This is a genomic window from Enterococcus sp. AZ170 (genome assembly GCF_050545135.1).
Classification (GTDB): Bacteria; Bacillota; Bacilli; order Lactobacillales; family Enterococcaceae; genus Enterococcus_L; species Enterococcus_L ureilyticus.
The window spans coordinates 813,616-835,300 of record NZ_CP172947.1 but is presented as its reverse complement, the minus strand read 5'-3'; the positions used below and the strand labels follow the sequence as shown (position 1 = coordinate 835,300).

General features: G+C 37.4%; 26 protein-coding genes and 1 tRNA gene. 4 read left to right on the top strand and 23 right to left on the bottom strand.

The window, feature by feature from the left end:
* Positions 1–78: 78 nt before the first annotated feature.
* Both IGJ55_RS04100 and map read right to left on the bottom strand, forming a co-directional pair.
* The gene (locus IGJ55_RS04100; RefSeq protein WP_429950349.1) at positions 79–993 is read right to left on the bottom strand and encodes a YihY/virulence factor BrkB family protein; all 915 of its coding nucleotides are present in this window, start codon (positions 991–993) and stop codon (positions 79–81) included.
* Positions 994–1,012: 19 nt separating this feature from the next.
* Entirely contained in the window at positions 1,013–1,777 is a 765-nt protein-coding gene (gene map / locus IGJ55_RS04095; protein WP_429950347.1) for a type I methionyl aminopeptidase, read from the bottom strand.
* Between the two features lie 405 nt (positions 1,778–2,182).
* On the opposite strand from map, the gene IGJ55_RS04090 reads away from it, so the two are divergent.
* Positions 2,183–2,626: a flavodoxin gene (locus IGJ55_RS04090; RefSeq protein WP_429950345.1), complete on the top strand. Its 444-nt coding sequence runs from the start codon at positions 2,183–2,185 to the stop codon at positions 2,624–2,626.
* 69 nt (positions 2,627–2,695) lie between these two features.
* On the opposite strand, the gene IGJ55_RS04085 is transcribed toward IGJ55_RS04090, so the two are convergent.
* On the bottom strand, positions 2,696–3,268 hold the full coding sequence (locus IGJ55_RS04085; RefSeq protein WP_430607384.1) for a TetR/AcrR family transcriptional regulator: 573 nt from the start codon (positions 3,266–3,268) through the stop codon (positions 2,696–2,698).
* 255 nt (positions 3,269–3,523) lie between these two features.
* Between IGJ55_RS04085 and IGJ55_RS04080 the strand changes: the two genes are divergently transcribed.
* Positions 3,524–4,762, top strand: a complete 1,239-nt coding sequence (locus IGJ55_RS04080) for an aminopeptidase (RefSeq protein WP_430607382.1) — start codon at positions 3,524–3,526, stop codon at positions 4,760–4,762.
* Between the two features lie 56 nt (positions 4,763–4,818).
* Here the strand turns inward: IGJ55_RS04080 and IGJ55_RS04075 are convergent.
* Both IGJ55_RS04075 and IGJ55_RS04070 read right to left on the bottom strand, forming a co-directional pair.
* Positions 4,819–4,892: transfer RNA gene (locus IGJ55_RS04075), tRNA-Arg, on the bottom strand.
* A 93-nt stretch (positions 4,893–4,985) separates the two neighbouring features.
* Positions 4,986–5,108 carry a hypothetical protein gene (locus IGJ55_RS04070; RefSeq protein WP_275579434.1) on the bottom strand — a complete coding sequence of 41 codons (123 nt, stop codon included), beginning with the start codon at positions 5,106–5,108 and terminating at the stop codon, positions 4,986–4,988.
* A 180-nt stretch (positions 5,109–5,288) separates the two neighbouring features.
* Between IGJ55_RS04070 and IGJ55_RS04065 the strand changes: the two genes are divergently transcribed.
* Positions 5,289–5,435 carry a hypothetical protein gene (locus tag IGJ55_RS04065; RefSeq protein WP_429950341.1) on the top strand — a complete coding sequence of 49 codons (147 nt, stop codon included), beginning with the start codon at positions 5,289–5,291 and terminating at the stop codon, positions 5,433–5,435.
* 52 nt (positions 5,436–5,487) lie between these two features.
* On the opposite strand, the gene IGJ55_RS04060 is transcribed toward IGJ55_RS04065, so the two are convergent.
* The 12 genes from IGJ55_RS04060 to sfsA all read right to left on the bottom strand — a co-directional run bounded on the left by IGJ55_RS04060 (position 5,488) and on the right by sfsA (position 17,694).
* Complete coding sequence (locus tag IGJ55_RS04060) at positions 5,488–6,663, bottom strand: GNAT family N-acetyltransferase (RefSeq protein WP_430608128.1); 1,176 nt, start codon at positions 6,661–6,663, stop codon at positions 5,488–5,490.
* A 202-nt stretch (positions 6,664–6,865) separates the two neighbouring features.
* Positions 6,866–8,269, bottom strand: coding sequence for a PTS sugar transporter subunit IIC (locus IGJ55_RS04055; RefSeq protein ID WP_069640498.1), 1,404 nt, complete (start codon positions 8,267–8,269; stop codon positions 6,866–6,868).
* 274 nt (positions 8,270–8,543) lie between these two features.
* A complete protein-coding gene (locus IGJ55_RS04050) occupies positions 8,544–8,957 on the bottom strand; it encodes a DUF3284 domain-containing protein (protein WP_069640497.1) in 414 nt (137 codons plus the stop codon).
* Entirely contained in the window at positions 8,957–9,154 is a 198-nt protein-coding gene (locus tag IGJ55_RS04045) for a DUF3188 domain-containing protein (protein ID WP_207121683.1), read from the bottom strand. The genes IGJ55_RS04050 and IGJ55_RS04045 overlap by 1 nt, the downstream gene beginning before the upstream one ends.
* 20 nt (positions 9,155–9,174) lie before the next feature.
* Positions 9,175–9,393, bottom strand: a complete 219-nt coding sequence (locus tag IGJ55_RS04040) for a hypothetical protein (RefSeq protein WP_069640495.1) — start codon at positions 9,391–9,393, stop codon at positions 9,175–9,177.
* A gap of 77 nt (positions 9,394–9,470) precedes the next feature.
* Positions 9,471–10,904: a PTS sugar transporter subunit IIC gene (locus IGJ55_RS04035; RefSeq protein ID WP_422851604.1), complete on the bottom strand. Its 1,434-nt coding sequence runs from the start codon at positions 10,902–10,904 to the stop codon at positions 9,471–9,473.
* 152 nt (positions 10,905–11,056) lie between these two features.
* Complete coding sequence (locus IGJ55_RS04030) at positions 11,057–11,377, bottom strand: PTS lactose/cellobiose transporter subunit IIA (RefSeq protein WP_069640493.1); 321 nt, start codon at positions 11,375–11,377, stop codon at positions 11,057–11,059.
* A gap of 30 nt (positions 11,378–11,407) precedes the next feature.
* On the bottom strand, positions 11,408–11,728 hold the full coding sequence (locus IGJ55_RS04025; RefSeq protein WP_069640492.1) for a PTS sugar transporter subunit IIB: 321 nt from the start codon (positions 11,726–11,728) through the stop codon (positions 11,408–11,410).
* Between the two features lie 166 nt (positions 11,729–11,894).
* Entirely contained in the window at positions 11,895–14,609 is a 2,715-nt protein-coding gene (locus tag IGJ55_RS04020; RefSeq protein ID WP_069640491.1) for a sigma 54-interacting transcriptional regulator, read from the bottom strand.
* Positions 14,610–14,636: 27 nt separating this feature from the next.
* Positions 14,637–15,920 carry a DEAD/DEAH box helicase gene (locus tag IGJ55_RS04015; RefSeq protein WP_430607378.1) on the bottom strand — a complete coding sequence of 428 codons (1,284 nt, stop codon included), beginning with the start codon at positions 15,918–15,920 and terminating at the stop codon, positions 14,637–14,639.
* 26 nt (positions 15,921–15,946) lie between these two features.
* Positions 15,947–16,948 (bottom strand): Gfo/Idh/MocA family protein, encoded by a 1,002-nt coding sequence (locus IGJ55_RS04010; protein WP_430607376.1) that lies wholly within the window; start codon positions 16,946–16,948, stop codon positions 15,947–15,949.
* A gap of 8 nt (positions 16,949–16,956) precedes the next feature.
* Positions 16,957–17,694, bottom strand: a complete 738-nt coding sequence (gene sfsA / locus IGJ55_RS04005) for a DNA/RNA nuclease SfsA (protein WP_430608126.1) — start codon at positions 17,692–17,694, stop codon at positions 16,957–16,959.
* Positions 17,695–17,914: 220 nt separating this feature from the next.
* Between sfsA and IGJ55_RS04000 the strand changes: the two genes are divergently transcribed.
* The gene (locus tag IGJ55_RS04000; RefSeq protein ID WP_430607374.1) at positions 17,915–18,313 is read left to right on the top strand and encodes a DUF4828 domain-containing protein; all 399 of its coding nucleotides are present in this window, start codon (positions 17,915–17,917) and stop codon (positions 18,311–18,313) included.
* A 55-nt stretch (positions 18,314–18,368) separates the two neighbouring features.
* On the opposite strand, the gene hisE is transcribed toward IGJ55_RS04000, so the two are convergent.
* Genes hisE through hisB form a run of 6 tightly spaced genes read right to left on the bottom strand, consistent with a single transcriptional unit; the run spans position 18,369 to position 21,661 of the window.
* Positions 18,369–18,680 (bottom strand): phosphoribosyl-ATP diphosphatase, encoded by a 312-nt coding sequence (gene hisE, locus IGJ55_RS03995; RefSeq protein WP_207121679.1) that lies wholly within the window; start codon positions 18,678–18,680, stop codon positions 18,369–18,371.
* 19 nt (positions 18,681–18,699) lie between these two features.
* Positions 18,700–19,005, bottom strand: a complete 306-nt coding sequence (hisI, locus tag IGJ55_RS03990) for a phosphoribosyl-AMP cyclohydrolase (RefSeq protein ID WP_069640486.1) — start codon at positions 19,003–19,005, stop codon at positions 18,700–18,702.
* On the bottom strand, positions 19,002–19,757 hold the full coding sequence (gene hisF, locus IGJ55_RS03985; RefSeq protein WP_430607372.1) for an imidazole glycerol phosphate synthase subunit HisF: 756 nt from the start codon (positions 19,755–19,757) through the stop codon (positions 19,002–19,004). The genes hisI and hisF overlap by 4 nt, the downstream gene beginning before the upstream one ends.
* Entirely contained in the window at positions 19,747–20,472 is a 726-nt protein-coding gene (gene hisA, locus IGJ55_RS03980; RefSeq protein ID WP_430607370.1) for a 1-(5-phosphoribosyl)-5-[(5-phosphoribosylamino)methylideneamino]imidazole-4-carboxamide isomerase, read from the bottom strand. Before hisA ends, hisF begins: the two co-directional genes overlap by 11 nt.
* Positions 20,450–21,076 carry an imidazole glycerol phosphate synthase subunit HisH gene (gene hisH / locus IGJ55_RS03975; RefSeq protein WP_430607368.1) on the bottom strand — a complete coding sequence of 209 codons (627 nt, stop codon included), beginning with the start codon at positions 21,074–21,076 and terminating at the stop codon, positions 20,450–20,452. Before hisH ends, hisA begins: the two co-directional genes overlap by 23 nt.
* Positions 21,077–21,661 carry an imidazoleglycerol-phosphate dehydratase HisB gene (gene hisB, locus IGJ55_RS03970; protein WP_430607366.1) on the bottom strand — a complete coding sequence of 195 codons (585 nt, stop codon included), beginning with the start codon at positions 21,659–21,661 and terminating at the stop codon, positions 21,077–21,079.
* Positions 21,662–21,685: the final 24 nt, after the last annotated feature.

Below are 21,685 nucleotides of genomic sequence, written 5' to 3'. Positions count from 1 at the left end.
TTACAAGTTGGAACAGGTGTTTCCGCTGAAGAAGAAAGTCTAATCTCTTATTCTTTTGTTGAATCAAGCAGATTCAGTCTATTTCTTTGATTTTTCTTTAATCTTATCTACTAGACGATTGATCAAGCCATAGCGGTGTTGAATTTTTTCGTTTGATAGATACTCTTTGACTACTGCATTGATAATACCGCCCAAAATAATGATTGTTGCTGCAAAATTCAGCCATAACATCAGGATAATGAAACTTCCAATGATTTGATAGCTGGCGATTTTTGAGCTGAAATATTTGATATATATCCCAAAAGCTTGTGAAAGCAACATCCAACCGACCGTTGCAAAAACAGCACCTGGAATAATCGAACGAAAACTCAGCTTCGCATTAGGAACAACTCGATAAATCAGACACATAATGACAAGTAAAACCAATGACGTAATCGGCCACTTCAACGCTTGGAAGGTATCAATAAAATCAGTTGAAAAATGCAGTATTGGTTGCAGCAAATCTAAAATCGTTTTACCTAAACCTAAAACACCCACAACACCAACGATTGCAATCATAAACAAGAGAAGCACAAGTAAAGACATAATACGAACAATAATAAAGTTTTTACGTTGTTCAACACCAAAAGCTTTATTCATTGCCGTCTGCAATGCATTGATACTTTGACTAGCACTCCATAAAGCCGCCAACGCAGAGATTGACAGCAATCCGCCCGAACGTTGTGTAAGCAAAGATTGAATTGCTGGTTTTAAGTCATCGAAAATGGCCTTAGGGATTGCTTCTGCAATGTAAGGCAAGACTTCGTTTGGATCGATATGTAAGTACGGCAGCAAATTCCCCACCGCAATCAATAGAGGAAACAGGGACAAAAGTAAATAATAAGCTACCACGACCGACGTATTGCCAATCTCTGAATCAACCATGCGATGCTGTGTTGTTTCAATAAAACGCATAAGGTTTTCATTTTTTTTTACTTTGTCCACCAGTTTCATAAAATTCTCCTCTAATCGATTAGTATGTTCCTTCTTCTCCTTGAGAAGTTAAAATTTTAGGACCATCTTTTGTTATAGCTAGTGTATGTTCAAATTGACAACTTATGCCACCATCTAAAGTATATGCTGTCCAACCATTTGGATCCATTTTCATACGCCAAGTTCCTGTGTTGATCATAGGCTCGATCGTAATGACCATTCCTTCTTTCAAGCGTAACCCTTTACCAGCCTCGCCATAATGAGGAATAACCGGGCTTTCATGAATGGTCGGTCCAATGCCATGGCCTACAAAGTCTCTTACTACAGATAGATCTTCACTTTCTACGTATGTTTGAATCGCGTGTCCAATATCTCCAATGCGATTACCGACTTTTGCTTGCTCAATCCCTAAATAGAGAGCTTTTTTAGTGACTGCCATCAAATGATCTAATTCTGGCGTAGAGTTGCCCACTACATAAGCCCAGCAAGAATCTGAAACTGCTCCTTTTAGATCGATACACATGTCAACTTTGATCAAATCGCCGTCTTTTAACGGTTTTTTCCGAGGAAAGCCATGACAAATTTCATCATTGATACTGCAACATGTTGCATATTTGTAATCTTCAAACCCAATTTGTGCTGCAATTCCACCATGGCTTTCAATAAAGTCTCTAACAAATACTTCAATATCCCAACTCGTCACTCCTGGTTTTATAAACGTACGTAAATGACGGTGTACATCTGCCAATAATTCTCCAGATTCATCCATCATTTCAATTTCTCTTGGTGATTTTAGTGTAATCATTTACTATCGTCCTCCTAAATTTAAAAGCTGAAAGAGCTTGGTCCGCCTTGACTGGAAAATAAAAAAAATAAATCTGGTGCTCCTTACCACAACTATTTTTATCTTTTTCCCGAAACCTTCAATCCATAGAGTTTTAGCTCTTAGGAATTGATACGATTGGGGCAGCGCTTAGTGACTAGCCCACGTAGCTAGATAATCTTTATCTAAGAGTATTTTATCATATTTTATGAAAATTTCACTGAAAAGTAGTTGTTAAAAATCGTTTACTTTCAAATTCCCTCCTCTCGCCTTCCATAAACGGTGCTATATAAGCCGATTCTTCTCCTCTAAGAATCATTTTGTAATTTACATGTCCTTTGTTCTTCTGATATAATCAAAGTGGTATTATTTGAAGGAGGAAATCCAATGACCTTAGCTAAAATCGTTTATGCAAGCATGACTGGAAATACAGAAGAAATCGCAGATATCGTCGCTGAAGCCTTTGAAAATTTAGATATTGAAGTTGAAATCAACGAGTGTACTCAAGTTGATCCTGAGGACTTTGAAGATACAGATATTTGTGTTGTCGCAACCTATACTTATGGTGATGGCGAATTACCAGATGAAATCGTCGATTTCTATGAAGAGTTACAAGAAATCGATTTATCTGGAAAAACATATGGTGTCTGCGGTTCTGGCGATACGTTTTACGATGATTTTTGTAAATCAGTAGATGATTTTGATGCTGTTTTCACAAAAATTGGGGCTGTAAAAGGCGCAGAAAGTGTAAAAGTCGATCTAGCAGCTGAAGAGGAAGATATTCAAAATCTTGAAGCCTTTGCTAAAAAGTTATCAGAAGCAGTAAAATAAAAAATCGAACAAATGGAGGCAGGAATAAAACTTAATGGGTTTTACTCCTGCCTCCTCTTTCAATTAGGTTTAAATATCGATATCGATTGGCTCTTCCCGCTGTAAAATCTGATCGATCGCTTCTTTCATTAACTGTTCAATTTGTTGATCACTTGGACGAATGATGCCAGAAGTCATCAAGGCTGCGATGCCTGTTGCAACGATCCATGTGCCCATATGAAGTGAATTGATTTGTGTATCACTTAATTTCTTATACACAGGATCTTGCTTGACTGCATTCGAAAAGTAACTATAGGAAAATTCCTGCATTCTTTTTCCGCCGCCATATTCTTCTAAATACAACGAACGATATAATTTGCTTTCATTTTTAGCAAAGTGAATATAATTCAAGGCTAAGTTCACAATTGTATTTCCAGTATGAGTCACAGGAAATACTTCTTTTGCTAAATATTGATGAATCTTTTCAAATAGCTCTTCTTTTAAATCATCCATATTTTTAAATTCTAAGTAAATTGGTTGTGTTGAGCATTTCATTTTGGTTGCAATGTTCCGTGCGGTGAATTTCGAAAAGCCTTCAGTGGCCACTACTTCGTATGCAGCATTTAAAATCTGATCTTTAGTAATCGTTTTTTTTCTTGCCATAATCTTCCAATCCCCTCTGCCTATCCTTTAGAACGCTTCCATATAAATACTATAGTTATTGTAACACGATTTGTTTAATCTGCAAAATACTAGTCCTTCAATTTATATTATTTTATTTATTTGATTAGACTGGACTTTCGAGCGTCTTTTTTACTAATTAAATAATGACTGTAGCCTTCTCGATTGTTTGAGTTCGTACTCTGTACGTGTTATGATATGGACGATTATATGAATGAAAATCTAGGAGGTTATTCTATGACATTACCGAATTTTGATGAGATTTTAAAAAAATACGCTCGACTTATTGTCGAAACTGGTGTCAACGTTCAAAAAGGACAAAGTATCGTTTTACAAATTAGTGTTGATCAGGCGCCTTTAGCCCGATTAATTACAGAAGAAGCCTATAAATTAGGGGCAGGCGAGGTAATTGTCCAGTGGAATGATGATAGTATTCAACGTGAATTCTTATTACATGCAGACGAAAAATTTATAGAAACTGTTCCTCAATATAAAATAGACCAAACTGATGATTGGGTTGCTAAAGGGGCTAGCCGTATCAGTGTTGTCTCAGCCGATCCTGATGCTTTAGCTGGAGTTGATGCAAATCGCGTCGCTACTTTTCAATCAGCTGCTGGAAAAGCATTGGTCAACTTAAGAAAAGCAACACAGGCCAATAAAGTTAGCTGGACAGTCGTTGCAGCTGCTGGAAAACAATGGGCTGAAAAAGTGTTTCCTGATTTGGAAAATAGTGAACAACAGGTTGATGCTCTTTGGAATGAGATTTTTAAAACTACTCGTATTTATGAATCCGATCCAGTTGCAGCTTGGAAAGCCCACGACAATAAGCTTGCCACAAAAGCTGAAGAGTTAAACAAAGAGCAATTTAAAGCACTGCACTATACTGCTCCTGGAACCGACTTAGTTATCGGCTTACCTAAAAATCATTTATGGGAAGGTGCCGGCAGCGATAACGTACGTGGTGAAAAGTTCATGGCCAATATGCCAACAGAAGAAGTCTTTACCGCACCAGATAGACGTCATGTTGACGGTGTTGTTTCAAGTACTAAACCCCTAAGTTATGCAGGAACCACTATTTCTGGAATGAAGTTCACCTTTAAAGATGGAAAAGTTATTGATTTTTCTGCTGAACAAGGTGAAGAGGTACTGGAAAAATTACTAGAAACAGATGAAGGGGCAAGACATTTAGGTGAAGTTGCCTTAGTTCCAGACCCATCTCCGATTTCTCAATCGGGTATTATTTTCTATAATACTTTATTCGACGAAAATGCCTCAAATCATTTGGCTTTTGGCTCAGCGTATGCCTTTAATTTGCAAGGTGGAACAGAAATGAGTGAAGAAGAACTAACAGAGGCTGGTCTAAATCGCAGTCAAACTCATGTTGACTTTATGGTTGGCTCAGATCAAATGGACATTGATGGAATTAGAGAAGATGGTACACGGGTGCCCATTTTCCGTAATGGGGATTGGGCATAAGAGATAATGGTACAAACTAAATCCCTACGAAATGTTAATTTCGTAGGGATTTATTACGTTCCCGACTGGAATCGAACCAGCGACCTATCGCTTAGGAGGCGATCGCTCTATCCTACTGAGCTACGAGAACATTCTTTCTCTATTTTAAAAGTCTTTATAGTCACTGTCAATGAAAAATAAAGAAAGAGGAATCCTGACTTAAAATCAGAATCCCTCTTCTCCTTTATTTTTTACTTTCTTTTTTGCCCTTCAGCATTTTAACGAAGTAAAGCCCTCCGATGACTACAGCTAAAGTTTTGCCGATCTTACCATTTCTTGCAACTTTTTCTTCTTTTGTTTTACTCATACTTTTCACGGCCTTTCATTAATTGACAATTTTGTGCCTCTATATTTATATTATAAGGACTTTCACTAACTTGTACCAATCATTTGCTCCTAAACAAAAAACTCGCTTAGTATTTTTATAGATGTTAGGATAGAACTGTACCACTTGCAATCAACAAAAAAAGAGATGGAGGTAACATGTATGACTGATAAGACAAAAGAAAAGATTTTTGCCGAGCGTCAAGATCAATATAAGCAGGAAAAAGAAGACATTTTTAAAGAAGCCTTAGAAGAGTACCATGACTCCCCTTCAAAAGAAAAGACGCAAGATAATAAAAGGAAACCATAAATCCAAATAGGCGAAGTGAGTGTTTAAATAACGAACTCACTTCGCCTATTTTTTAGAAATAATCAGCTAAAATCGGCTTACCTTTCACTAAACGCTGGTCTAATGACTGGATCAAGTCTTCATTTCCACCAAGCTTTCCATAAAACCTTAATTCACTCCCCGTACGATAGCCCATGAAAAGCTGCGTCAAGATTTGGATTGTGCTTACAATCATTTCATCTTCTCTCAATGATTCAGGAATTTGTTCAAGTTTTCTTATAGAACTCTGACCACTTTTGGTTACGCACAATTCCCATATACCTTCATTCCACTGACCGTACTCATCTTCAACTTTAAGAATATAAGTTTCTTCATTCCCTTTTGCAAAAGGATATTTACCAAGAAAACCTTCTAGATCAACAATTCTTCCCATCATAAAAGGCGTGATGTTCATTTCTACCAATGGAGAGGACATTAGATAGCTTAAATTCGTGCCGTCAAACCCTATTTCTAAATGAAATTCTCTTGACGAACCATTATGCGAACCAATGAATCGAACGAGAGATTGAAAGGCTGACTTCGTTAAATAGCCCCATTCTTTAATCACAAATCGTTCTGCACTCGATTGATAAATCAAGTATCCCTGTGGATTTCCCAATTCATCTTCATAGAGTGCAAATTGATTCTTATCATCTAGACCAAATGTATAATTAAACCACCAAGCATCCCGAATCACAGCCCCTCTTTGATTGTTTGGTAAGTCAGAGTAAATGTGCTGACAAACACTTTTAGCTTCTTCATAAGTAACTCGTTTTATCTTACCAGACATGGCCTTCACATTTGGCCAATCTTGGGCTTTAACTGTATAACTAATTTGTTCAAAGACTTGCTCAAAACCATATTTCCGATAAAAAGGATAAGAAAATGGGGCTAAGTAAGCAAGTTCAACCTTAGTTTCAGCTAATTCTGTTAACATCTGTTTCATAATCGTTGAAATACCACCTTGTCCACGATATTCAGGATAAGAAGATACACAACCGATTCCAGCCATTTGATAACTTATTCCATGAAATGCTACTTTAAATGGCGTACAAATCACTTGACTGGTTAAGACATCCTCTGAAAAATACCCATAATTCAAAGAATGTCTAACTATACTCTTAAAACGCTCTTTGCGTTCTTCAGTTCTAGCGGCATTAAAGGCATATGCAGCTAAATCAAACATCTCATCAATTTTTTCTTCACTCATAAGACAGACTTCTTTTTCCACTGTGACCACCCTAACTAAAAGTAACTCTTTATTTTTCATTGTACCCCAATGAAAAACGATGTCCAGAAAAAAGCTAACGCTGCAACCTATAAAAATAACTGGGACACGACCACTAATGTCGTTATCCCAGTATCGTTCATTCATATTCATTTACATTAAACCATCACAATAGCTGTTTCGCTTATTCTTCTGGCTCACCTAGAGTTGGATCCATTTTATTGGCTGCAATCACAAATGGCGCCCAGATTACCAATGCGACAGCCAGATTTACAAGGGTTAAGACAATTGCACGCCAATCACCAGCCGTTGCTAAGAAGCCACTAATGATCGTCGGCATAACCCAAATCACATTCACAACTACAGGATTTACTAAACCAGCCATTGTCGCAAAGTAAGCGATTGTAGCGGTTGCTAATGGTGCAACAATGAATGGAATCAGCATAATTGGATTCAATACAACCGGCATACCAAACATTACTGGTTCATTGATATTGAAGATTCCTGGCCCTAAGCCGAGTTTACCGACTGTTTTGTAATCCGCACGTTTAGAGAACAGTAAGATTGAAATAATCAAAACGAGTGTAACACCTGCTCCACCTGGCCACACAAAAGCCTCAAAGGAACCAGCAACCCATTTATAAGGGATTTCTTGTCCTTGTTGGTAAGCATTCGTATTATCAACCATTGCCACACCATAAATTGATTGTAAAACGGGGGACATAATGTTGGTGCCATGTAAGCCGAAGAACCATAACACATGTACGAGCAACACAATCAAAACAACTGCCCCGTAGCCCTGAGACAAACCAAGTAAAGGCGTCTGAATCGATTCTGAGATCCAGTCAATCAATAGTTTACCTGTTAATTTTTCAAACACATGATAAATCAATCCTGAAACATATAAAGCGACCACACCTGGAATAATAGCAGCAAACGCTTTTGAAACTGCTGGAGGTACTGAATCAGGCATTTTGATGACAATATTTTTCTTGATCAATTTAGCAAAGATAATAACAGAAATAAAACCAAAAATCATTGCGGTAAATAAACCTGTTCCACCCATGTATTGACTAAATGGGAAATACCCCCAAGCACCTGCATCTACTGCTGAAACACCATCAACTGTGTTAACAGTAGCACCTGCATCCGTGAAAAGTTGGGCAATATTCTTTGGCAATTTTTCGGCCAAAGTAACAGTCGCTGTTGCACTTTGTGGCAACCCAATAAAAAATGCAGCTAATGAGACCAACATACCTGATAAAGCATCGACATCATAAGCTCTTGCAATGTTATAGCCCAAAGATGCAGCAAAAACAACGGCCATGATCGCTAATGTTCCGGTCCAAACTAAACCATTGATTGCAATCACTGGTTCAAAGAAACTAGTAATAGCATTCCCTTCCCCAATATACGTGTTAGGGAAATCACGCATAAATGCATTTAACAAGACAGCAATGGCTCCCGCCATCGTAACCGGCATCATACCGATAAACGCATCTCTGAGTGCAACTAAATGTTTCTGTGACCCAATTTTCGCAGCTACAGGTAAAATGTATCTTTCCATCCAAGCTGTTAATCCATTCATTTTTTTTCCTCCCAAAATTTATTTATTCAAAAAGCTTTCACTTTTTAAAACAGATTCATCCAGACCAGTTCATAAACGCATTTACAACACAAAAATGTTGTATCAATATAATCTTACATTCTTATAATAAGCAAAAATCATGCCAAATTGATCTAGACCAAAACCTTTGTATCATAAAGCGCTTTCTTTACACTCTGCTTTTACACACAATATACACAGTGCAATTTGTGTGTAAAAGAACGTAAAAAAAAAGAGTGCCTTTATGACACTCTTATCAATATGACTCTTCCATCATTTTTAACATTTTAGTAAACTGGCGTTTTTTAAAAAACATAAGTATCGTACCAAGTACAGCATCATTCATTTTTTGTAAAAATCCATACGATTCCATTTTTTCATTATACCGAATTTCACACGATTTTTCATCTAGTGGTTTGATATCATATTGAACCAAGAAATCATTTTTTGTGGTAGATGTTCGAAAATGGTAAGACGTATTTTCAACAAGTTTTTCTACTTTGATACGCGCTCGACTATTCTTCGAAAATTCCTTAACATATTCAAAGTTATTTAGTTGTTTTCTGGTTAAACTTTTGCCCGTATGCTTTCGTATATCAAACAAAACAGAATCCATGACTTGGTCATAAAAAACAGATGCAGGAATATTCATTTTCTTGATAATTTCCATTATCTTTTCACCTCGTTGTTCTTTTTCTTATTTTGTTCTTCTTTCTTTCTGCCTTTGAAGAAAAAATAGCCTCCAACAACAACTAAGAAAATACCTGTCGTCATACTTAACAAATCATATTTCATTGATGCAGGATTAAGCGCATATAAAATTATAATTAAGCCAATACTGCAGACAAATAAACCATTTCTTACCATTTTACATCCATCCAATCTTTTTAAACTGCAGCTGCTTGGAAGAACAAGACACCGCCCCAAGGTTGTGCTTTGATTAATTCTTTTGCTTTTTTAGCTGCTTCTTCTTTGTCCCCTGTTACGTCAAATGCTAATTTGATGCCTTTTTTTTCTTTAAAAGTGTATGTAAAATCTCCACCCTCATAGCTTTCTAATAAGTTCTTGATTTCTTCTTGTTGCATTGCACTTGCGATTGTGATCATTTTAATCTCTCCTTAAATAATGAAGCAGTTGCTCTCACCTTGTTAAAAGTGAAAGCAATCCGCTATTTAATTTTAGTTTATTCGAAATCAGTTGGTTCCATTCTGTTAGCCGCAATAACGAACGGTGTCCAGATCAAGAATGTTACAACCATACATACAATTGTTACGATTGGTGCTCTCCAGTCTGCTCCTGTTGCTAAGAATGATAGCAAGATTGGCGGAACAACCCATGTTACTTGTTGAGATACTGGCGCTACTAAGCCGAAGTATGTTGCTAACCAACCAATTGTTGTTGCAACAACTGGTGCTACTAAGAATGGTACAAACATGATAGCATTTAATACGATCGGTAAACCAAACATGATTGGTTCGTTGATGTTGAAGATACCAGGTCCTAATGATAATTTACCAACAGTTAGGTAATCAGCACGTTTAGAGAATAACAAGATAGCAATGATCAAGACGATCGTACCACCTGAACCACCAAACCACGCAAAGGCGTCAAATGAACCACGAACCCACATGTACGCTTTGCCTTCATCAATAGCTTTCAAGACAGCTGGTGTACCAGTCAAGCCTTTGTAGCCTTTTTGGAAAATATCGATATTGATCAATTGTGCTTGTCCCCAGATTCCTTCTAAAACTGGTGCCAATACGTTTGGACCATGAATTCCGAAGAACCAGAAAATTTGAACAAAAATTGTTACAATTAATACCGCACCTAACCCTTGAGATAAGCCCAAGAATGGTTCTGCAATATATTTTTGGACCAGATCGATGATCAATTGTCCATTTGTTAATTTACCTACTACAAAGTTAATAATTGCGATAACATATAACGCGATCGTTGCAGGCAAGATCGCAGCAAATGCTTTTGATACTGCTGGCGGAACTGAATCAGGCATTTTGATCGTAATATTCGCCAACATTAATTTACAGAAAATAATAACAGAAATTGCACCCATGATCATGACAGTGAAATATGCATTACCATTTAGGTGATCTAGTTTTAACCAACCCCAACCGCCTGCTGTTAAGCCTTCAGCTGTAGCTGACCAACCAGAATCTGCAGAGCCAGCATTGATTGTGTTCATTAATTCTTTTGGAACAGCTGTCTCTAAAGTATTAGAATAAGAAAAAGCAATTCCTTGAATCAATGTTGCCAAACCAACGATACCACCAGCTAAGTCGTTTACTTTGTACGCTCTTGCTAGATTATAACCCCAAGAAAAAGCAAAAATCAAACCAGCAATTGCCAAAGTTCCGTTCCAAACAAATCCATTGATGCCAATAATAACATTAATAACTGCAAAGATTCCCTTGTCTGCGGCAAGGTTTGTTGCGTAATCAGAGAAAAATTGTTGGGGCAAGTCACGAATTATCGCGTTGATCATTACGGCGATCGAACCTGCCATTGTTGCCGGCATTGTCCCAATAAAAGCATCACGTAGTGCGACTAAGTGCTTTTGTGCACCAATTTTGCCGGCCACAGGTAGAATGTATTTCTCCATCCAGGCTGTTAATCCATCCATTTTTTAATTCCTCCTATAAATAATATATATTTAAAGAGCAAAGATACTCCTTAAAACAATGTAGTTGTTAAAGCTCCGTTCAAAAACTTTAACCTCTATTTTCTTCCGTTCAAAAAAGAAAATAACATAGCTTACTCGTTGTCCATACGGCGATATAAATCAATGATCTCTTTTGCTAGATCTGTAAAAGCGATCGATGTCATTAAATGATCTTGACTGTGAACAGTCAATAAAGTCACTTGGATATGATTTCCTTGCGCTTCTTGTGTTAGCATTCCTGTTTGAGAATGATGTGCTTGGACTAAAGATTCCTCTGCATCAACGATTTTTTGATCTGCTAATTCAAAATCTCCTGCTTTCGCAGCCGCAATCGCTTCCATTGCATCGCTTTTAGCATTCCCACCATACATAATCAATCCCATTACTGCTTCTAAATTTTGTTGATCTTCCACGTTTTGTAACTCCGTTCATTTTTTATTTTTTTATTTGTCCATTAAAGCAATTGCTTGATCAAGGACTTTCTCACCATTCATCATGCCATAGTCTGACATATTAATTACATCAAACGGAATACCTTTAGGTGCTAGTTTTTGTTCAAATTGCGCTTTCATGAAACGAACTTGCGGACCTAAAAGTAATACGTTTACATCTTTTGCTTCTAAGTTGTTATCAGCATCTGATGCAGATACTGCAAAAATGTCTGTTTCCATTCCACGATCTTCTGCTGCCTTTTGCATTTTTGTTACTAATAGACTTGTACTCATCCCTGCTGAACATACTAACATAATTGTTTTTTTAGCCATTATTACCACTCCTTCTAATTTTTTTGTACTTACACTTTTATATAAAGCAAGAAGTGTGCCAAAGATACGTATAGACCAAATCCGATTGTAACAAGGGTTTTGGTCTATACATATTGTGTACACACTATTTTCCATTAGCTACACACTGATTCACGTGTACACACTACTATATTTTTTTATACTCAGTTGCTACTTCGATCCTATTTTCTAAAAATAGTTGCGTTAGGTGGGCAATATCCGATTCTGTAAAGGATAAGCGATATGTTTTTTCAATTGCCATCAAATTAGTTCTGATTACATCTGATTCTAAACGGTTTTTCTTCATAAACTCCGTCAGATTATCGAATTCGTTTGATTTTTCTCTTTTTAAAATCCCATCGATTAAGAAAGCTAGATGAATCACGATCCCTGCGTCTACCCCAGGTTCGACAATAATATGCATGTCCGTTTGAATCTGATGTACTGTTTTTTGTAATGTAATAATCAATTTTTGTAAAGAATCAACTGCTGTAATCGTTCCACTTAATGATTTCACGATTTTTTCTGTCGGCACTTCATCGCCTGCAATACGTTTTAGTACGTTCAATTTTTCATCATCAAAGATATCGTATGCAGAGAAGAAGGGAATATTCTGATACTCAACATCTACTGTTCCCGCAATGGCTTTGATTTCATATTCTTCCATTAAACTGTCGATATGTTTTTTAAACGCTTCACGTTCTAAAAATTGCATTTGGATAATTTCGACTTTGTTTTCATCAATCACAGGTAAAATTCGCTGATACAGTTTAGCGGCAACGCCTTCCCCAGTAAAACAAGTCACAACAACAGCTTTTTTGACTTCTTCTCGATTTTGAGGACTGGTTCTAAACTGTTCTCGGATAATACTTTCAAAGGACATTTGAATATTTTGGTAGATATCTTCTAAGCTTCGTCCAACACTAGCCATCCGGATCGCTTCTAAAACGATCATCGTACTAGTCATAGTAATCGCTTTTGTCCGAATACCCGTTTCTTCAAAAATTAGATTTCCAAATGAGTTCAATGAACCCATATCTGTCAAAAGCAACATCCCATTCACCAATTTCTCGCGATGACTCAAGACAAAACTTTTTAATTGTTCATACATGGTTTGAACTTCCATTGTAAGCGGCATATTCATCGCTGCACCGGTTTCCGTGCCAAGTAATTCTTGCGCGGTTTTTAACATACTGGAAGCTGTTGAATCCCCATGCATCAAAACAACTACACCTACATTATTTTCGTGAACTTTTTCTTTGTTTCCCACATTGATCGATAAAAACATACTGATAAACCCAATTTCGTCGAATGGGATTTCAATATTGTTCTCTTCTTCGATAATGGCAGACAAGTCCATTGCTACTTGAAATTCTTTTTTCATTTTCTTACGGACATTATTCAAATTAGGATGAACGATCACATGCCCTTCTCTCACTCGATCAATGGTACTTTGTAGATGTAGGGCAAACGCAAAGCGAGCTTTTTCATTATACATACGTTCTAATCTTTTTTCTGCAATATCATATAGGCGGTCTGTCAATTTCCAAATCGGTTCTGGTAATAATTCTTTATGCACAGGATTTTGTGTCAATTCGTCTACATAGGTTTGAAAATAAGCATCCATGTCACTAGAAATCAGCTGTTCTAAATTCACATTCTCTAGTTCGTTTGCTGATAAGGTTGCAACTTTTTCTTCAATTTCATTGTACACTTGCATATCACGAGCTGGATCTTGTGACCAGACCACTTCATTTGTCCCCGGCTCAAAGCTTAAATAATTACTTTTGCTATCAACAAAGCGATCTAAACGATCCGATACTTCTTTGATTTTTAGTAATCCTTTTTGCACTTGCAAAGGTAAATCTCGTTTTCGGATGACTAAACTAGACTCATTATGCGTACGATAATGCAGGAATGACTTGGCACAAACCAGTTTCAAATCTCGCTTGACTTGACCGATATTCCCTTCTGCTTCATAAAGCATAAAAGCCAAAATGGCTTCTCGTTTAATATCGATCCGCTGATTTAAACGGTTGGCTTCTTGTTTGATAAACAACGAGATAATGTCATAGCGCTCATCCAGCGAGCGAGCATCTAAGGACGGTAACGTGATCGCCATTGGAATTCTGCGGTTAAACGTCGTCAAAAAGCTTTCTGAAGATTCTGTTGTTGCCCCAATGATTTGGACTGATGCTTCATAGGTTTGACCACTTTCACCAAGTGGACGATAGATTCCTTTATCAATAAAGGTAAAGAGCATTTCTTGTCCTTCTGGTGGTAAACGATGGATTTCATCTAGGAACAGAATCCCGCCATCTGCTTTTGACATCAAACCAGGACTGTCTTCATTTGCCCCAGTATAAGCTCCTTTTTTCACACCAAAAATATGCCCAAACAGTAACTGTGGATTCTGAGCATAGTCAGCACAATTAAATGAAACAAACGGTGCGTCTGATGCCAATGTTTTAGAATCAACAGCAAAATGATACATACATTCTGCAAAAAGCGATTTACCGGTTCCAGTCTCCCCAAAAATAATTGTATGTAAGCCACGCGGTGGATATAAAATCGCCGCTTTTGCCTGTTGGATACTGACCTTTAAAGAATCTTGTGCTCCGACTAAGTTATCAAAGGTGACCTCGCTAGAATTGTCTACATGAACCTTTTCTTCTTCCGTTACAACGGAATAGACAACTGGACGTCCGTCACTTTTAATTATTTTCTGTTCTTTAAAAAGCTCACTTAGATAACGACTGGCATTGCTTCGATCGATTGCCATCTCGTTGGCAACATCAGCTGCTGTCATCCCTTGTTTTTTTAGTTCTAAAACTGCTAAAATCTCGTCTTTTCTCGATTTCATGGATAGCCTCCTCAAATCATGACGTTCTTACTTATTCTCTATTATTGACGATTTGCGTCTAGCACCTTTATTTTTATTGTTTTTCGGACGCTTTTTAGGCTTTGCTGTCTGCCCACTAGTGTCTTTTTTTGTTGGTGCATCTTTCTTAGGAGTCGCAGTTATTGCACCTTTGTCTTCAGTAATACTTTTTTCTTTTCGTGTTGAATGGATGGCTCCATCGTACAGAAAGACTTCTTGGTAAGGGAGCTCGATTTTTTTCATCAAACGTTGATAATCTCTTTTCGTTGCATCGTTGACAAAGGTGATGACAGAACCTGCAGCACCCATTCGGCCAACACGTCCAGCTCGATGTATATAGCTTTCTTCTGATAAAGGGACTTCAGCATTGACAACAAAGGGAATCGCATTAAAATCTAAGCCTCTAGCCGCAATATCCGTTGTCAAAAGCATTACTGCCCGTTTTTTAGAAAATTGATCGATCGCTAATTTACGTAAAGTTTTGTTCTGATCCGAAGCTAATCCAGCCACCGCTAGTCCTTCGTAAAGTAATTTTTTTTCCACAGAGCCTAGATCAGCCACTTGATTGAAAAAGACCATTGCACGAAAATCCGGCGTATACGCTAAACTTCTTAAATAGTCACTTTTTTTCCGCGGTGATAAGGCTATAAAATGATGATTTACAACTCCACTGGATTGATCTTCAGCTGTTACATCGATCACGGTCAGCTGATCTGCTAATTTTTGCGCTTCTTCGGCCACTCGATCTGCTGTCGCTGAATAAAAGACTAATTGAAATTCTGTTGGTGCACTCGTTAAAATTTGTTTCGTTAAATTTAATTCTTTTTCATGGAAAAGCTGATCCACTTCGTCCATCACAATTGTGTGTAACAAGTGACTTTTAATTTTTTTGGTCTTGATCAACTCTAATACTCGCCCAGGTGTCCCGATTAAAATTTCAGGTTTCTTCTTCAATTTCTCGATTTGACGGCCTACATTTGCCCCGCCAATCAGCGTTTGTGTTTTTAAATGAAGTAACGTTGCCCAATCACGAACAACTTGGCTAATTTGTACCGCCAATTCTTGTGAAGGCGCTAAAATCAATAATTGACTGCCTTGACCTTTTTCTACATTTAAAAGTAACGGCAATACATACGCTAATGTTTTACCTGAGCCTGTTGGTGAAATACCTAGCACATTTTCTTTTTCTTTTAAAGGTTGGAAGCTTTTCTCTTGAATCATTGATGGCTCGCTAAAACCAGAAGCTTGCCAATGGGTTTGCCACGCTTCTGGTAAATTTTTAATAATTGTCATAATAGTCCTTTCTTCATTAAAACTACTTAATCTTTGTCGGCATCAAACACAATACCGGCACTTTTCCTTAATGCTGTAACAACTTTATTCACATTACGTGACAATTCCACCCACTCTTCATAACGTACACCTATCGTTGGATCATCAGGATTTTCTAGTACATCTGCAAAGTCATGGGCTTCTTCGATCATCGGATTTTCTTCGGTCGTTAACGCAATGATATCACGTTCCTGGTGATTTCGATCATGAAATTCAGCTTTGGAAATTGCGTTCACACTATCCAAAATCAATGTGCCGCCTTCAAAATATATTTCGGAATCTAAAAATGAATCCGCATTTTTTCCAGTTTGAAGTGTCACATCAAATAAATCATATCTTAAAATCGCTGTCCCGATCCCATCAACACCAGTTGGAATTTTTCTTGCAAAATAATGACTTTCATTTGGCAACCCAAACCAACCAACAGCGGCATAGACTAAGTAAACACCTAAATCAGCCATAGCTCCTCCAGAAAAATGGGGAGAAAAAATATTTGGTTCTTGTCCGTCAAGCACTTGATCATAACGTGAGGAGTATTTCATATAGGTGAAATTTGCACCTGTAATTTGATTTTTTAAAGGCAATAGTTCGCCGATTTTTTTAAAGCTTTTCTCATGAATATTTCGTGCTGCTTCAAAAAAGAAAACTTGTTGTTGGTTTGCTAATTCAATAATTTCTGCCATCTCTTCAGGAGTTGAGAAGGCTGGTTTTTCAACAATAATATTTTTTTTTGCAAGAAGTGCTTGTTTTGCTTGTTCAAAATGTAATGAATTAGGAGAAGCAATATACACTGTATCCATATGAGCAATCCCAAAAAATGTCGCTAAATTTGTAGCGTATTCAACATCACCATATTCTTCACCAAATTTTTGAGCCGTTTCCAGCTTGCGTGAATAAACAGCAGTTAAATCATAGCGATTGGTCTCCAATGCTGCCTTGACAAATTGATGGCTAATCCAGTTTGTTCCAATAATACCTAAGTGAATCATATTTACCCTCACCTTTCTGAATTTGGATCTTCAAACATTTTTGTGACATCAAATGGTACTGGATGTTCTATTGCTATTGTATCAGGTGTGACACGACAATTGTAAGCAATGACACTTAGACCTTGTTTTTGCCCCGACGAAATCATTGCTGCTAAGGCTGGCTGCATGTTGGTATGGATCGTAGCCGCTTCAACGTTTTCAAACTGAATCACAAATAAGACATAGCTTTGATAGCCCTCTTTGATGGCTTCAATCAGTTCCGTCACATGTTTTAAACCACGTAAGGTTGGGGCATCAGGAAATGCACCTAACTTGTTATTTTCTAAGGTCATTCCTTTGACTTCAACAAAGGCTTGATGTCCTGTATCTGTTTCTACCAATATATCAAATTGAGACTGTGCAAATTTTTTTTCTCTTTTGACTGTGACGATCTTTCCTTTTAAATCAGGTAAAACGATTGTAGCATCCACTAATGCTTGAGCTGCTAACGCATTAGGAACTTGACTATCGATATTGAACCAAGCATCCTTTTTTTTGACCGCAATCAAATCATAATCTGTTTTTCTCTTTGGTGAAGGCTGGTACGACAACGCAACTTCCACCTCTGGATAAAATAGTTCTTTACAACGACCAGTGTTTTTTACGTGAACCGTTACCATTTCACCGCTTTCACGCAGACGACACTTTGCAATAAAACGATTTGGTCTATCAATAAAATGTGCTAAATACACGTTTGGATATGTAATCATTGTAACACCCTTTCTTGAAAACAATACCATATTTTGAATGAAAAAGCATCGTCAAACTTTTGTTTTGACACTCCATGCGTTGAGCAAAAAATTTAGTCGAAAAAATGAGTTGGATAAATCAAAATACCAACTTCATTAAGTTTTTTTATAGGAAGGGATTTTCGAATAGTCTGTTTTTTAATTTCGTGCTATGATTATTTTGGAGGAGAATGATAGTATGAAAAAACATTGGTCATTATTTTTAGGTGCATCACTTATTACTGGAATCGTTGGGTCATTATTCTTGAAAAAGAAACAGGAAAAACCTCAGGCTGATTCAATTATTCCTAATTTATATAAACGTTATTTAGGGAGCTGGTGGTTCGTTAACAAACAAAAAGCGATTCAACATACCTTGAAGATTGAAAACGATCTCCAAATGTTTGTTGATGGCAAAAAATTAAGTTATATGCTGGTTGAATTAACGAATAAACGGTTAGTAGCCCAAGATGAATATGGGTATCATCTCATCGTACAATGTCTAAATGGTAAACCCGCTTCATTATATGATGAAGCAGATGATGTTACGTATGTTCTAGAAGCAGTTGATTCTTTGAATGATCCAACTGAAAAATAAAGCAGCCTGTCTCATAATTGTTTTTTATGAGAGGCTGCTTTATTTTTTAACTTTTTTAAAGTTCATCAATTTGTTTACGCTCTTTGGTTTTACTTAATTTTCCTTCTCTTTTCGCTAATTCAGCTATGATTTCTTCCAAAGAAATGTCTCTTTCAACTAACAAAACAAGCATATGATAAACGAGATCAGACGTTTCAGCAATTAGTTCTGCTTGATCATTTTTAGCGGCAATGATCACCTCTGTCGACTCTTCACCAACCTTTTTCAAAATTTTATCTAATCCTTGTTCAAATAAATAATTGGTATACGATCCTTCTTTTGGGTGTTCCTTACGTGCAAGTATCTCTTTATATAGCGCTTCGATCATACGCCTTACCTCCTTTAGGTTAAATAATCACATTAAAAAAGCAACTATGTTCTCCAGTATGACAAGCAGGTCCTGTTTGCTCTACTGTAATAAGTAATGTATCTGAATCACAATCCGTCACGATCCGTTTTACTTTTTGAGTATTGCCACTTGTTGCTCCTTTATTCCACAACTGTTGTCGTGAACGTGAATAAAACCAGGTTTGTTTGGTTTCAAGTGTTTTTTGATAACTTTCTTCATTCATATAGGCCAGCATTAGTACTTCCTTTGTTTTTTCTTCTATTATGATTGCAGGTAATAAGCCTTTCGTAAAATCTGGTTTCATCGACGAACCTCCATCCCGTTACGTGCTAACTCTTCTTTTAATGCTGGAATTGCTACTTCGCCGTAATGGAAAATACTCGCAGCTAAGGCGGCGGAAACTTTGGTCTTTTGGAATACTTCTGCGATATCCGCTGTACTGCCGCAACCGCCTGACGCAATAACTGGAATATTCACTGCTGAGCAAATGGCTTGATTCAAAGCAAGATCATAGCCTTCTTTAGTTCCATCTGCATCCATACTTGTCAGTAATATTTCACCTGCGCCCAATGCAACCACTTTTTTTGCCCAGGTGATTGCATCTATTCCTGTATCTTCACGTCCACCTTTCACAAAGACATGCCAAGAATCTTCGACTCGTTTCGCATCGATTGCTACTACGATACATTGTGAGCCAAATTTTTCTGCTCCTATTTTGATCAATTCTGGTTGTTTGAGTGCTGCAGAGTTGAGAGATATTTTATCTGCCCCTGCCTGCAGCATCTTTTTCATATCCTCAATTGAGCGAATTCCGCCACCTACAGTCAAAGGAATAAAAACTTCTGCAGCAGTTCGTTCAACCAATTCAATCATCGTCTCTCGCTCATCACTTGTCGCCGTAATATCCAGAAAAATCAGTTCATCTGCTCCCTGATCATTATAAAAGCGTGCGATATCAACAGGATCACCAACATCTTTTAAGCCAACAAAGTTCACTCCTTTAACGACACGTCCATCTGTCACATCTAGACACGGAATAATTCGTTTAGTCAGCATATGCTTCTACCTCCAACATTTCTGTTAAGGTGATCGCCCCATTGTAAAAGGCTTTACCAACAATTGCTCCGGATAAACCTAACTCAGCTAGTTGTATTAAGTCTGCTTGACTACTTACGCCACCAGAAGCAATAATTTGTACAGCTGGTACAGCTTTTAAAAGCTTTTCATAGTCATCAAAAGTTGGGCCAGTTAAGGTTCCATCTTTTTCAATATCTGTATAAATGATCGTTTTAACCCCAATTGCTGCCATTTCTTGTGCCATTTGTAAATAATCGGTTTCACTAACATCTAGCCAGCCACTGATTGCTACTTTTCCATTTTTAGCATCAATCCCAACTGCAATTTTATCCCCATACTTTTTGACTGCTGCTTTCACTAATTCAGGATCTCTTAAGGCTGCCGAACCGATAATGATCCGATCGATCCCAATTGCCACATAGTTGTCTATTTGATCTATTGTCCGGATTCCTCCGCCAAGTTCTATTTTTAAACCCGTCTTTCTCTTCATTTGCTCAATCAAAGAAGCATTTTCTGCTTTTCCCACTAATGCACCATCTAAATCAACGACATGCATCATCTCTAAGCCTGCATCTTTAAATTCTTGTGCTTGCGCTACTGGATCATTATTCACAATCGTTTTTTGTAAAAAATCACCTTGCAGTAAACGAACCGCTTTTCCTTCTCTAATATCAATCGCCGGCAATATTCGCATGTTCGACCACCTTCTTAAATCCGTTTAAAATCATCAGTCCTGCTTCACTACTTTTTTCTGGATGAAACTGTGTTCCGTATATATTTCCCTTTGAAATCATTGCTGGTATTTTGATTGAATATTGTGCTAACGCATCAATCACATCAGGTTCACAATCTGCGTAATAAGAATGAACAAAATAAACATATTTGCCGTTCACTTCTTTTGTGAGCGAGGTTTCATGGGTGACGATCAGTTCATTCCAGCCCATATGCGGCACTAGTAAATTAGGATCATCTGGCAATCTTTCGCAAAGCCCTTCAATCAATCCCAAGCCTTCTGTAAAGCCATTTTCTAGGCTCCCGTCTAGTAAAAGCTGCATTCCTAAACAAACACCTAGAATGGGTGTGCCTTTTTTAGCTGCCGCTTGGATCACGTTGACTAATCCCCGTTTTTTAAGCTCCTCCATCGCTAATGAAAAAGCACCGACACCCGGTAAGATCAAGCCATCTGCTGCTTGTATTTCAATAGGATCAGCCGAAATTTTATTTTCTAACCCAACGTAATTTAATGCTTTTTGGACATTTCGAGTATTCCCTGTATCATAATCAATGATAATAATCATCTAAAGCATTCCTTTCGTGGAGTTGACTCCTTGAATTTCTGGATTTTCAGTAATGGCTTCTCTCAATGCTCGCCCAGTCGCTTTAAATAGTGCTTCGATTTTGTGATGGGTATTTTTCCCATGTAAAATTTTTAAGTGAAGATTCATTTGAGTATTGAAAGCGAGTGCCTGAAAAAATTCTTCAGTCAATTCTGTATCAAATGAGCCTAATTTAGGATTATCAAATACGGCATCAAAAACGAGATATGAACGCCCACTTAAATCCAATGAAGCCATCCCTAGCGTTTCATCCATTGGTACAAAACTTGTCCCATAACGATTAATGCCTTTTTTATCGCCCAACGCTTCACGGATACACTGACCTAAAACGATCCCAACATCTTCTACTGTGTGGTGACTATCTACGTCCAAATCCCCCACAACATTGACTTCCAATGAAATACGACTATGACGCGCAAACAAAATCAGCATATGATCAAGGAATCCAACTCCTGTTACAACAATTACTGGTTCTTGGCGATCTAAATCTAGCGCTAATTCAATTTTGGTTTCTGCAGTTTCTCTTTTTAAAGTAGCTGTTCTCATTCTTCTTCTCCCTTCAAATTTAAA

Excerpts from the sequence above, each read along its gene's own strand:
- IGJ55_RS04010 (WP_430607376.1), bottom strand. The coding sequence starts at position 16,948 with ATGATTCACTTAGGTATTATTGGAACAAACTGGATTAGCCATCAATTT.
- IGJ55_RS04055 (WP_069640498.1), bottom strand. The coding sequence starts at position 8,269 with ATGAATGGATTAACAGCTTGGATGGAAAGATACATTTTACCTGTAGCT.
- hisB (WP_430607366.1), bottom strand. The coding sequence starts at position 21,661 with ATGAGAACAGCTACTTTAAAAAGAGAAACTGCAGAAACCAAAATTGAA.
- IGJ55_RS04000 (WP_430607374.1), top strand. The coding sequence starts at position 17,915 with ATGAAAAAACATTGGTCATTATTTTTAGGTGCATCACTTATTACTGGA.
- IGJ55_RS04050 (WP_069640497.1), bottom strand. The coding sequence starts at position 8,957 with ATGGAAATTATCAAGAAAATGAATATTCCTGCATCTGTTTTTTATGAC.
- hisE (WP_207121679.1), bottom strand. The coding sequence starts at position 18,680 with ATGATCGAAGCGCTATATAAAGAGATACTTGCACGTAAGGAACACCCA.
- IGJ55_RS04045 (WP_207121683.1), bottom strand. The coding sequence starts at position 9,154 with ATGGTAAGAAATGGTTTATTTGTCTGCAGTATTGGCTTAATTATAATT.
- hisH (WP_430607368.1), bottom strand. The coding sequence starts at position 21,076 with ATGATTATTATCATTGATTATGATACAGGGAATACTCGAAATGTCCAA.
- IGJ55_RS04035 (WP_422851604.1), bottom strand. The coding sequence starts at position 10,904 with ATGGAGAAATACATTCTACCTGTGGCCGGCAAAATTGGTGCACAAAAG.
- hisA (WP_430607370.1), bottom strand. The coding sequence starts at position 20,472 with ATGCGAATATTGCCGGCGATTGATATTAGAGAAGGAAAAGCGGTTCGT.
- hisI (WP_069640486.1), bottom strand. The coding sequence starts at position 19,005 with ATGAAACCAGATTTTACGAAAGGCTTATTACCTGCAATCATAATAGAA.
- IGJ55_RS04100 (WP_429950349.1), bottom strand. The coding sequence starts at position 993 with ATGAAACTGGTGGACAAAGTAAAAAAAAATGAAAACCTTATGCGTTTT.
- IGJ55_RS04080 (WP_430607382.1), top strand. The coding sequence starts at position 3,524 with ATGACATTACCGAATTTTGATGAGATTTTAAAAAAATACGCTCGACTT.
- IGJ55_RS04065 (WP_429950341.1), top strand. The coding sequence starts at position 5,289 with ATGACTGATAAGACAAAAGAAAAGATTTTTGCCGAGCGTCAAGATCAA.
- hisF (WP_430607372.1), bottom strand. The coding sequence starts at position 19,757 with ATGCTGACTAAACGAATTATTCCGTGTCTAGATGTGACAGATGGACGT.
- IGJ55_RS04020 (WP_069640491.1), bottom strand. The coding sequence starts at position 14,609 with ATGAAATCGAGAAAAGACGAGATTTTAGCAGTTTTAGAACTAAAAAAA.
- IGJ55_RS04015 (WP_430607378.1), bottom strand. The coding sequence starts at position 15,920 with ATGACAATTATTAAAAATTTACCAGAAGCGTGGCAAACCCATTGGCAA.
- IGJ55_RS04060 (WP_430608128.1), bottom strand. The coding sequence starts at position 6,663 with ATGAGTGAAGAAAAAATTGATGAGATGTTTGATTTAGCTGCATATGCC.
- IGJ55_RS04040 (WP_069640495.1), bottom strand. The coding sequence starts at position 9,393 with ATGATCACAATCGCAAGTGCAATGCAACAAGAAGAAATCAAGAACTTA.
- IGJ55_RS04085 (WP_430607384.1), bottom strand. The coding sequence starts at position 3,268 with ATGGCAAGAAAAAAAACGATTACTAAAGATCAGATTTTAAATGCTGCA.
- IGJ55_RS04090 (WP_429950345.1), top strand. The coding sequence starts at position 2,183 with ATGACCTTAGCTAAAATCGTTTATGCAAGCATGACTGGAAATACAGAA.
- IGJ55_RS04070 (WP_275579434.1), bottom strand. The coding sequence starts at position 5,108 with ATGAGTAAAACAAAAGAAGAAAAAGTTGCAAGAAATGGTAAGATCGGC.
- map (WP_429950347.1), bottom strand. The coding sequence starts at position 1,777 with ATGATTACACTAAAATCACCAAGAGAAATTGAAATGATGGATGAATCT.
- IGJ55_RS04025 (WP_069640492.1), bottom strand. The coding sequence starts at position 11,728 with ATGGCTAAAAAAACAATTATGTTAGTATGTTCAGCAGGGATGAGTACA.